The sequence below is a fragment of the Georgenia sp. 311 genome (assembly GCF_006151955.1).
In the GTDB taxonomy this organism is placed as follows: Bacteria; Actinomycetota; Actinomycetes; order Actinomycetales; family Actinomycetaceae; genus Oceanitalea; species Oceanitalea wutianyii.
Genome location: NZ_VDFS01000038.1, coordinates 178,307 through 184,642 on the forward strand (window position 1 = coordinate 178,307; position 6,336 = coordinate 184,642).

7 protein-coding genes and 1 pseudogene are annotated in these 6,336 nt (G+C 76.6%); 4 read left to right on the plus strand and 4 right to left on the minus strand.

The annotated features are described in order from the left end of the window. Window positions 1-8 precede the first annotated feature (8 nt). Both FHE66_RS07720 and FHE66_RS07725 read right to left on the minus strand, forming a co-directional pair. Window positions 9-830: an NAD(P)H-binding protein gene (locus FHE66_RS07720; protein ID WP_139072370.1), complete on the minus strand. Its 822-nt coding sequence runs from the start codon at window positions 828-830 to the stop codon at window positions 9-11. A 60-nt stretch (window positions 831-890) separates the two neighbouring features. After that, on the minus strand, window positions 891-1,757 hold the full coding sequence (locus tag FHE66_RS07725) for a phosphotransferase family protein (protein WP_218013651.1): 867 nt from the start codon (window positions 1,755-1,757) through the stop codon (window positions 891-893). A gap of 188 nt (window positions 1,758-1,945) precedes the next feature. On the opposite strand from FHE66_RS07725, the gene FHE66_RS07730 reads away from it, so the two are divergent. Then, window positions 1,946-2,536 carry an N-acetyltransferase gene (locus FHE66_RS07730; RefSeq protein ID WP_139072371.1) on the plus strand — a complete coding sequence of 197 codons (591 nt, stop codon included), beginning with the start codon at window positions 1,946-1,948 and terminating at the stop codon, window positions 2,534-2,536. A gap of 14 nt (window positions 2,537-2,550) precedes the next feature. Here the strand turns inward: FHE66_RS07730 and FHE66_RS07735 are convergent, their stop codons facing one another. Further along, window positions 2,551-3,039 carry a hypothetical protein gene (locus FHE66_RS07735; RefSeq protein ID WP_139072372.1) on the minus strand — a complete coding sequence of 163 codons (489 nt, stop codon included), beginning with the start codon at window positions 3,037-3,039 and terminating at the stop codon, window positions 2,551-2,553. Window positions 3,040-3,177: 138 nt separating this feature from the next. On the opposite strand from FHE66_RS07735, the gene FHE66_RS07740 reads away from it, so the two are divergent. Continuing rightward, complete coding sequence (locus tag FHE66_RS07740) at window positions 3,178-4,338, plus strand: sensor histidine kinase (RefSeq protein WP_139072373.1); 1,161 nt, start codon at window positions 3,178-3,180, stop codon at window positions 4,336-4,338. After that, complete coding sequence (locus FHE66_RS07745) at window positions 4,335-5,003, plus strand: response regulator transcription factor (protein ID WP_139072374.1); 669 nt, start codon at window positions 4,335-4,337, stop codon at window positions 5,001-5,003. Before FHE66_RS07740 ends, FHE66_RS07745 begins: the two co-directional genes overlap by 4 nt. A gap of 3 nt (window positions 5,004-5,006) precedes the next feature. On the opposite strand, the gene FHE66_RS07750 is transcribed toward FHE66_RS07745, so the two are convergent. Next, on the minus strand, window positions 5,007-5,894 hold the full coding sequence (locus FHE66_RS07750) for a DMT family transporter (RefSeq protein WP_255303648.1): 888 nt from the start codon (window positions 5,892-5,894) through the stop codon (window positions 5,007-5,009). 152 nt (window positions 5,895-6,046) lie between these two features. Here FHE66_RS07750 and FHE66_RS07755 point away from each other — a divergent pair. Further along, window positions 6,047-6,336 (plus strand): annotated as a pseudogene (locus tag FHE66_RS07755) (copper oxidase); the annotation flags it as partial.

Genomic DNA, 6,336 nt, shown 5'->3' on the forward strand with positions numbered 1-6,336 from the left:
CTCCCCGCTCAGGCCCACACGCCCCGTGCGGCGGCCTCCTGGGCGTACTGCGCGAGCTGGCGCGCCGGGCGGCCGAGGACGCGCTCGACCGTGCCCGTGGGGGTGGTGTCACCGGCGGCGGCGACCTTCCCGAACCTCGCGACGAGCTCCTCGACGACCTCCGGGGGCAGCCCGGCGGCCCCCATCGCCGCGCGGTAGGCCTCCGGGGTGCCGTCGAAGCGCACGGTGCGCCCGGCTGCCGCCCCGACGACGTCGGCGGCCTCGGCGAAGGACAGCGCCTGCGGCCCGGTGAGCTCCAGCACCTCCCCGACGTGGTCGTCGGCGGTGAGCGCGCTGACGGCGACGTCGGCGATGTCCTGCGCGTCGACGAAGCCCTGGCGGGCGTCCCCGACGGGCAGCACCAGCTCGCCCTCGAGGACGGCGTCGCGGAAGAACGTCTCGAAGTTCTGGGCGAACCAGTCCGGCCGGATGACCGTCCACCCCAGCCCGCTCGTGCGCACCGCACGCTCGGCCTCCTGCAGGCGGGTGACGTCCATGAGGTCGACGGCCCGGTCGGAGTGGAGCACGACTCGGCGCACCCCGGCGGCGGCTGCCCGCTCGAGGAAGCCGGCGGGCAGGTCGACGTCGTCGGGCAGCAGGAGGTACATCCGCCCGACCCCGTCCAGGACGGCGTCCCACGTGCCCGGGTTGGTCCAGTCGAAGGGCGGCTCGATGCGGCGCCCGGCGGCACGCGCGGGGACGCCGGCGGCCCGCAGCCCGGCAACGACACGGCTGCCGGTGGTGCCGGTCCCGCCCAGGACGAGGACGGTGTCGGTGAGGGGCGTGGTCATCGTGGTTCCTCCCTCTCGGGTGTGGTGTGTCGTGAGGCTAGGCGCCACCTCCGACACCGGTCACGGATCTCCGCTGTCAGCAGCGTGGGCCGACGCGAAGAGCCGGTCGAGCGCGGTGAGGGCCTGGGCCGAGTAGGCGGGCAGGCCGTGCTCCAGCCCGTAGGCGAGGTCCGCGAGGGTTGCGCACCTGGCGTGGAAGGCGGCGCGTTCGAGGTCGGCGGCGTCGATCCCCGGGCCGTAGGCGGTGAGCGCGGCGTCCAGCCCGCTGGGTCCGAGGTCGCGCAGGAGGAGGCCGAGGTCGCGGGCGGGGTCGGTGACCGCCGCGTCGCCCCAGTCGATGACGCCGGTGACCTGCCACGCGTCGTCGACGAGGACGTGCTCGGCACCGAGGTCGTTGTGGGTGAGGACGGGGGCAGTGCCCTCGGCGGGCGGGGGCGCGGCGAGGAACGCCTCCACCGCCGCCCGGTGGTGCGCCGGGACGTGGGTGCGGATCCCCGGGTAGAGGGCGCGGGCCTCCTCGAGCCACTCGCGCAGCGGCGCGTCGTCCGGCTCGGCGAGGTCCGTGGGCAGGCGGTGCAGGGCGGCGAGGAAGCGGCCGAGGGCCTCCCCGAGGCCGACGGCGTGGTCGGCGACCCCGGGGAGCCCGAGCACCGGGCGGCCCGGGAGCCTGCGGTAGGCCAGGCACCCACGTCCGGCGTCGACGACGAGCGGCTCGGGCACGGGCAGCGGCACGGCGCCGGCGACGGCCGCGAGCAGCCGGGCCTCGGGAACGACCCGCGCACGGTCGGCCTCCTCGCGGACGAGACGCACGACGAGCTCGTCGTCGACGAGGAAGGTCGCGTGGTCGAGCCCGCCGCCCAGCGGCCGCACCACGCCGGCCGCGAGCCCGTGCTCGGCGAGCACCTCGCGGACCGTCCCCTCGTCCACGTCCTCCCCCCTCCGGCCGGTGCCAGCACGGTAGCCCCCGGCCCGCGCCGTGGGGAGCCGGTGCGGCCCGGCGTCGACCGACGACGACACCGGGGTTCGCCCCGCGCGGACCACGGCGACGCCCCCGGGCGGACGTGGCCACCCGGCGCCGGAACCTAGCGTCGGCCGGACGACGGAGGGAGCCGGACATGGACCGGACACGACAGGTCACGGTGGCCGTGGCCACCGACGAGGAACGGGCAGGCCTCGCCCTGCTCGCCGCCCACGCGATGCGCGACAACCCCGTGCACGTGGCGGCGCTCGGGCCCGACCCCGGCCGCCGGGTGGAGGTCGTGCGCCGGGTGTTCACCGTCCTGCTCGACTCCCGGGAGGTTCTCACGGCCCGTCTCGACGGGCGGGTGGTCGGCCTCGCCGCCCACCTGTCCCCGCCCCACGCCCCGCCGCGGGCCGGCGAGCTGCTCCGCCTCGTCCCCGCCCTGGGCCGCGCCGGGGCGAGGGCGCCGCGGCTGGCGCGGTGGTTCGCCGCCTGGACCCGCCGGGACCCGGCCACCCCGCACTCCCACCTCGGGCCGGTGGCCGTCGCGGACGCGGCGCGGGGCCAGGGGGTGGGCAGCGCGCTGCTGCGCCGGTACACCGAGCGGCTCGACGAGCGGGGGGAGAGCGGGTACCTCGAGACCGACCGGCCCGCCGCCGCCCGGCTCTACCGCCGGTTCGGCTTCGAGGTCGTCGACGAGCACCGGGTGCTGCACGTGCCCACGCTGTTCATGGCCCGGCCGTGAGGCGCGTGGTGGGCTCAGGGACCTTCCCACGGGTAGTCGAGCGCGAGGAACGCCTCGCGCACCGCGCGCGCGTCCGCCTCGACGTCCCCGGCGAACAGCTCGCGTCCGGAGGCCGACCGGACGACCACCTTGGACCCGGTGCGGTAGACGGCGTCGACCTTGTCGCGCGGGATGACGCGCTGCACCGCCCCGCGCCGCTCGACCCGCAGGTGCCGCTCGCCGACGTGCAGGACCGGGGAGTCGAGGATGACCCACGCGCCCAGCGCCAGGCCGGCGAGCAGCCCGAGCACCGGCCGCAGCCACACCAGCCACGCCTGGTCGAAGGAGCCGAGGAGCTGCAGCGGTCCCTGGAAGGGCATCCAGGGCAGGTCGCGGGCCAGCCGTGCGAGGAAGGGCACGCCCACCCCGAGCACGGCGCCGCCGAGGGCGAAGAGGGCCAGGACCCACCGCCGGCCGGCGGCGTCGAAACCGCCCAGCCGGTGCTCGGTGTCGTCCTCGCTCATCGATGCCGAGCATATGGGCAGGTCAGCCGCGCCGCGCGGGAGTCGCCTCCCGGGGACACTGGCCTACGTCCCGGGTCGACCCCGCCCGTCGCCGCCCACCCCCTCCCGCGCAGGCGTCGCCGGTCCTACCCTGGGTCAGTGGGCGTGCCGCTGAGCACCGACGGCGTCGACCAGCGCCTCGTCGACGCGGTCCTCGGCGTGGGTGTGACCCTCGGGGTGGCCGCGACGATCGCCGTCGACCTCGACGAGACCGGGCGCGCCGACCCCGGCGCCTACCTCTTCGCCGGCGTCTTCGGCGCGCTCGTGCTCGCGCGCCGGCAGGCCCCGCGCGCCGTCCTCGTCGCCACCGTGCTCGGGGTCTTCCTCTACTACGCCCTCGGCTACGCGCCGATCGGCATCGCGCTGCCCGCGGTGGTCGCGCTCGCCTCCGCCGCCGAGGCGGGCCACACCCGGTGGGCCGTCGGGGCGGGCACGGTCCTCGTGTCGGCCGCCGCCGTCGCCCTCGTCGAGGAGGGCCGCCCGCTGGACTACCTCGTGAGCTACGAGATGCTGACGAACGTCGCGCTCGTCGCGACGGCGGTGACGCTCGGCGCCAGCATCCGGGCCCGGCGCGAGGCGCGTCGCCACCAGGAGCAGCTGCACCGGGTCGTGCTCGCCGAGCAGGCCCGTGAGGCGGAGCAGCGGCTGCGCGAGGAGCGGCTGAGCATCGCCCGGGACCTGCACGACGTCGTCGGGCACGCACTGTCGGTCATCGCCTTGCACGGGAACGTCGCCGCCGAGGCGATCGGCCGGGACGAGGACGTCGCGCGTCGCGCGATCGGCCAGATCGGGCGCACGACGTCGGCGACGATGCGCGAGCTGCGGGCGACGGTCAAGGTGCTGCGCTCGCCGGGCGGGCGACCGGAGCTCGCGACCCTCGGCCTGGCCGGGGTTCCCGACCTCGTCTCCGCCGCCCGGGAGACGGGGGTGGACGTCGTCGCCGAGCTCGACGTCCCGGGCGGCGTGCTCGACGGCGCCGTCGACGCCGCTGCCTACCGGATCGTCCAGGAGTCGCTGACGAACGCGCTGCGGCACTCCGGTGCCTCGCGCGTCACCGTGCGCGCGGGCCTGGACGGTGGGCGGCTCGAGCTCACCGTGTGCGACGACGGCTGCGGTCCGGGGGACGCGCTGCGGCCGGGCGCCGGGATGGCCGGCATCGAGGAACGGGCCGTCACCCTCGGCGGCGGCGTCTCCTTCGGCAGGTCCGACGACGGAGGCTTCGCCGTGCGCGCACGGCTGCCGGTGAGGGTGGGGACATGATCCGCGTCGTGGTGGTCGATGACCAGGAGCTCGTCCGGACGGGGCTGCGCACGCTCGTCGAGCACGACGGCGACATCACCGTCGTCGGGGAGGCCGACTCGGGCCGGACGGGGGTGTGGCGGGCCCGCGAGCTGCGTCCCGACGTCGTCCTCATGGACATCCGGATGCCCGACGTCGACGGGATCGAGGCGACCCGCCAGATCGTCGCGGACCGCGACCTCGGCGACGTCAGGGTGCTCGTCCTCACGACGTTCGACGAGGACGAGCACATCGTCGAGGCGATCCGCTCCGGGGCGGCCGGCTACCTCCTCAAGGACGTCTCCCCGGTGGACCTGCGTGCGGCCGTGCGGGTCGTCGCCGCGGGTGAGGCGCTGCTGTCCCCGTCGGTGACGCGCCGGGTCATGCGCTCCCTCGCCGAGGCTCCCCGGGCGCGGGTCGACGACGCGCTGCTGCGCCGGATCACCGACCGGGAGCGCGAGGTGCTCGAGCAGGTCGGCCGGGGCCTGTCCAACGAGGAGATCGCCCGCGTCCTCTACCTCTCCCCGGCGACCGCCCGGACCTACGTGTCGCGCCTGCTCGCCAAGCTCGACGCGCGCGACCGGGCCCAGCTCGTCGTCCTCGCCTACGAGACCGGTCTCGTCAGCCCGGGCGCGCAGCCCTCCTGAGCCTCACGGCTGCTCACCGACCGCCTCGCCGGCCGCCTCGCCGGCCGCCTCACCTGCCGACGAACCGCGCGTGGCCCCCACGCTCGCCGCGCTCACGCACGCGACGGCGACCAGCTGCACCGGGGTGAGCCACTCCTGGAGGATGAGGGCGGCGGCGAGTGCCGCGGCGGCCGGCTCCAGGCTCATGAGGATGCCGAACACGCGGGGCGGCATCGTCCGCAGCGCGATCATCTCCAGGCTGTAGGGGACCACGGAGCTGAGCACCCCGACGGCCGCGCCGAGGACGAGCAGCCGCGGCTCGAGCAGCGTGGTGCCCGCGGAGGCGACGGCGACGGGCGCGACCGCGAGCGTCGCGATCGTGCTCGCGAGGGCGAGGCCGTCGATGCCCGCCCAGCGGCGCCCGGTCGCCCCGGCGGCGAGGATGTACAGCGCCCAGCACGCGCCCGCGAACAGGGCGAGCGCGAAGCCGAGGGCGTCGGCCCCCGCCCCGGGCGCGAGGCCGAGCAGGACGACGCCCGCGGCGGCGAGCCCGACCCACAGCAGGTCGCGCGGCCGCCGGCCGGTGACGGCGGCGAGGGTCAGCGGCCCGATGAACTCGATCGTCACCGCCACCCCGAGCGGGATGCGCGCGAAGGACTCGTAGAACGCCCAGTTCATCGCCCCGAGGGTGAGCCCGAGCGTGAGGACCGGGCGCCAGTCCGCGGCGCTGCGGCCCCGCGGGGAGGGGCGGGCGATGGCGAGGAGGATGAGCGAGCTCGTCGCCAGGCGCAGCAGCACCATGCCGCTCGGCGGGATCTCGCCGAACTGGCCTTTGGAGATGGTCGCGCCGAGCTGTACCGACGCGATGCCCGTGAGGACGAGCCACACGGGCGACATGCGAGGTCGGGCCACTGCCCCAGCGTAGGCACCGGGTGGCACCTCCCCGTCGGCCCGACGGCGTCGAGGGGTGTCGCCTCGCGCTGACGGGGCGTGCGACCGGTGACGTCGCACCCGACGCCCGTGGACGGACGTCGGCGCGTCCCGGCGTTCCTAGCGTCGAGGGCATGACCACCACCACCCCCGCCGCCCGCCCGCTGCGCCGCGCCCTCGCGGCGCTCGCGGCCGGCGCGTGCGTCCTCGCCGGCTGCAGCGGCCCGGCGTCCGGGAGCCCCGCGTTCCCGGTCGAGCCGGTCGACTTCACCACCCCGCTCGCGATCCCGCCGCTCGCCGAGTCACGCGTCGAGGAGGACGGCACCCGCGTCTTCGAGCTCACCGCCCAGGAGGGCACCTCGGAGTTCCGTCCCGGCGTCGCGACGCCGACGTGGGGCTTCGACGGTCCCTACCTCGGGCCGAC

Excerpts from the sequence above, each read along its gene's own strand:
- FHE66_RS07720 (WP_139072370.1), bottom strand. The coding sequence starts at position 830 with ATGACCACGCCCCTCACCGACACCGTCCTCGTCCTGGGCGGGACCGGC.
- FHE66_RS07730 (WP_139072371.1), top strand. The coding sequence starts at position 1,946 with ATGGACCGGACACGACAGGTCACGGTGGCCGTGGCCACCGACGAGGAA.
- FHE66_RS07735 (WP_139072372.1), bottom strand. The coding sequence starts at position 3,039 with ATGAGCGAGGACGACACCGAGCACCGGCTGGGCGGTTTCGACGCCGCC.
- FHE66_RS07745 (WP_139072374.1), top strand. The coding sequence starts at position 4,335 with ATGATCCGCGTCGTGGTGGTCGATGACCAGGAGCTCGTCCGGACGGGG.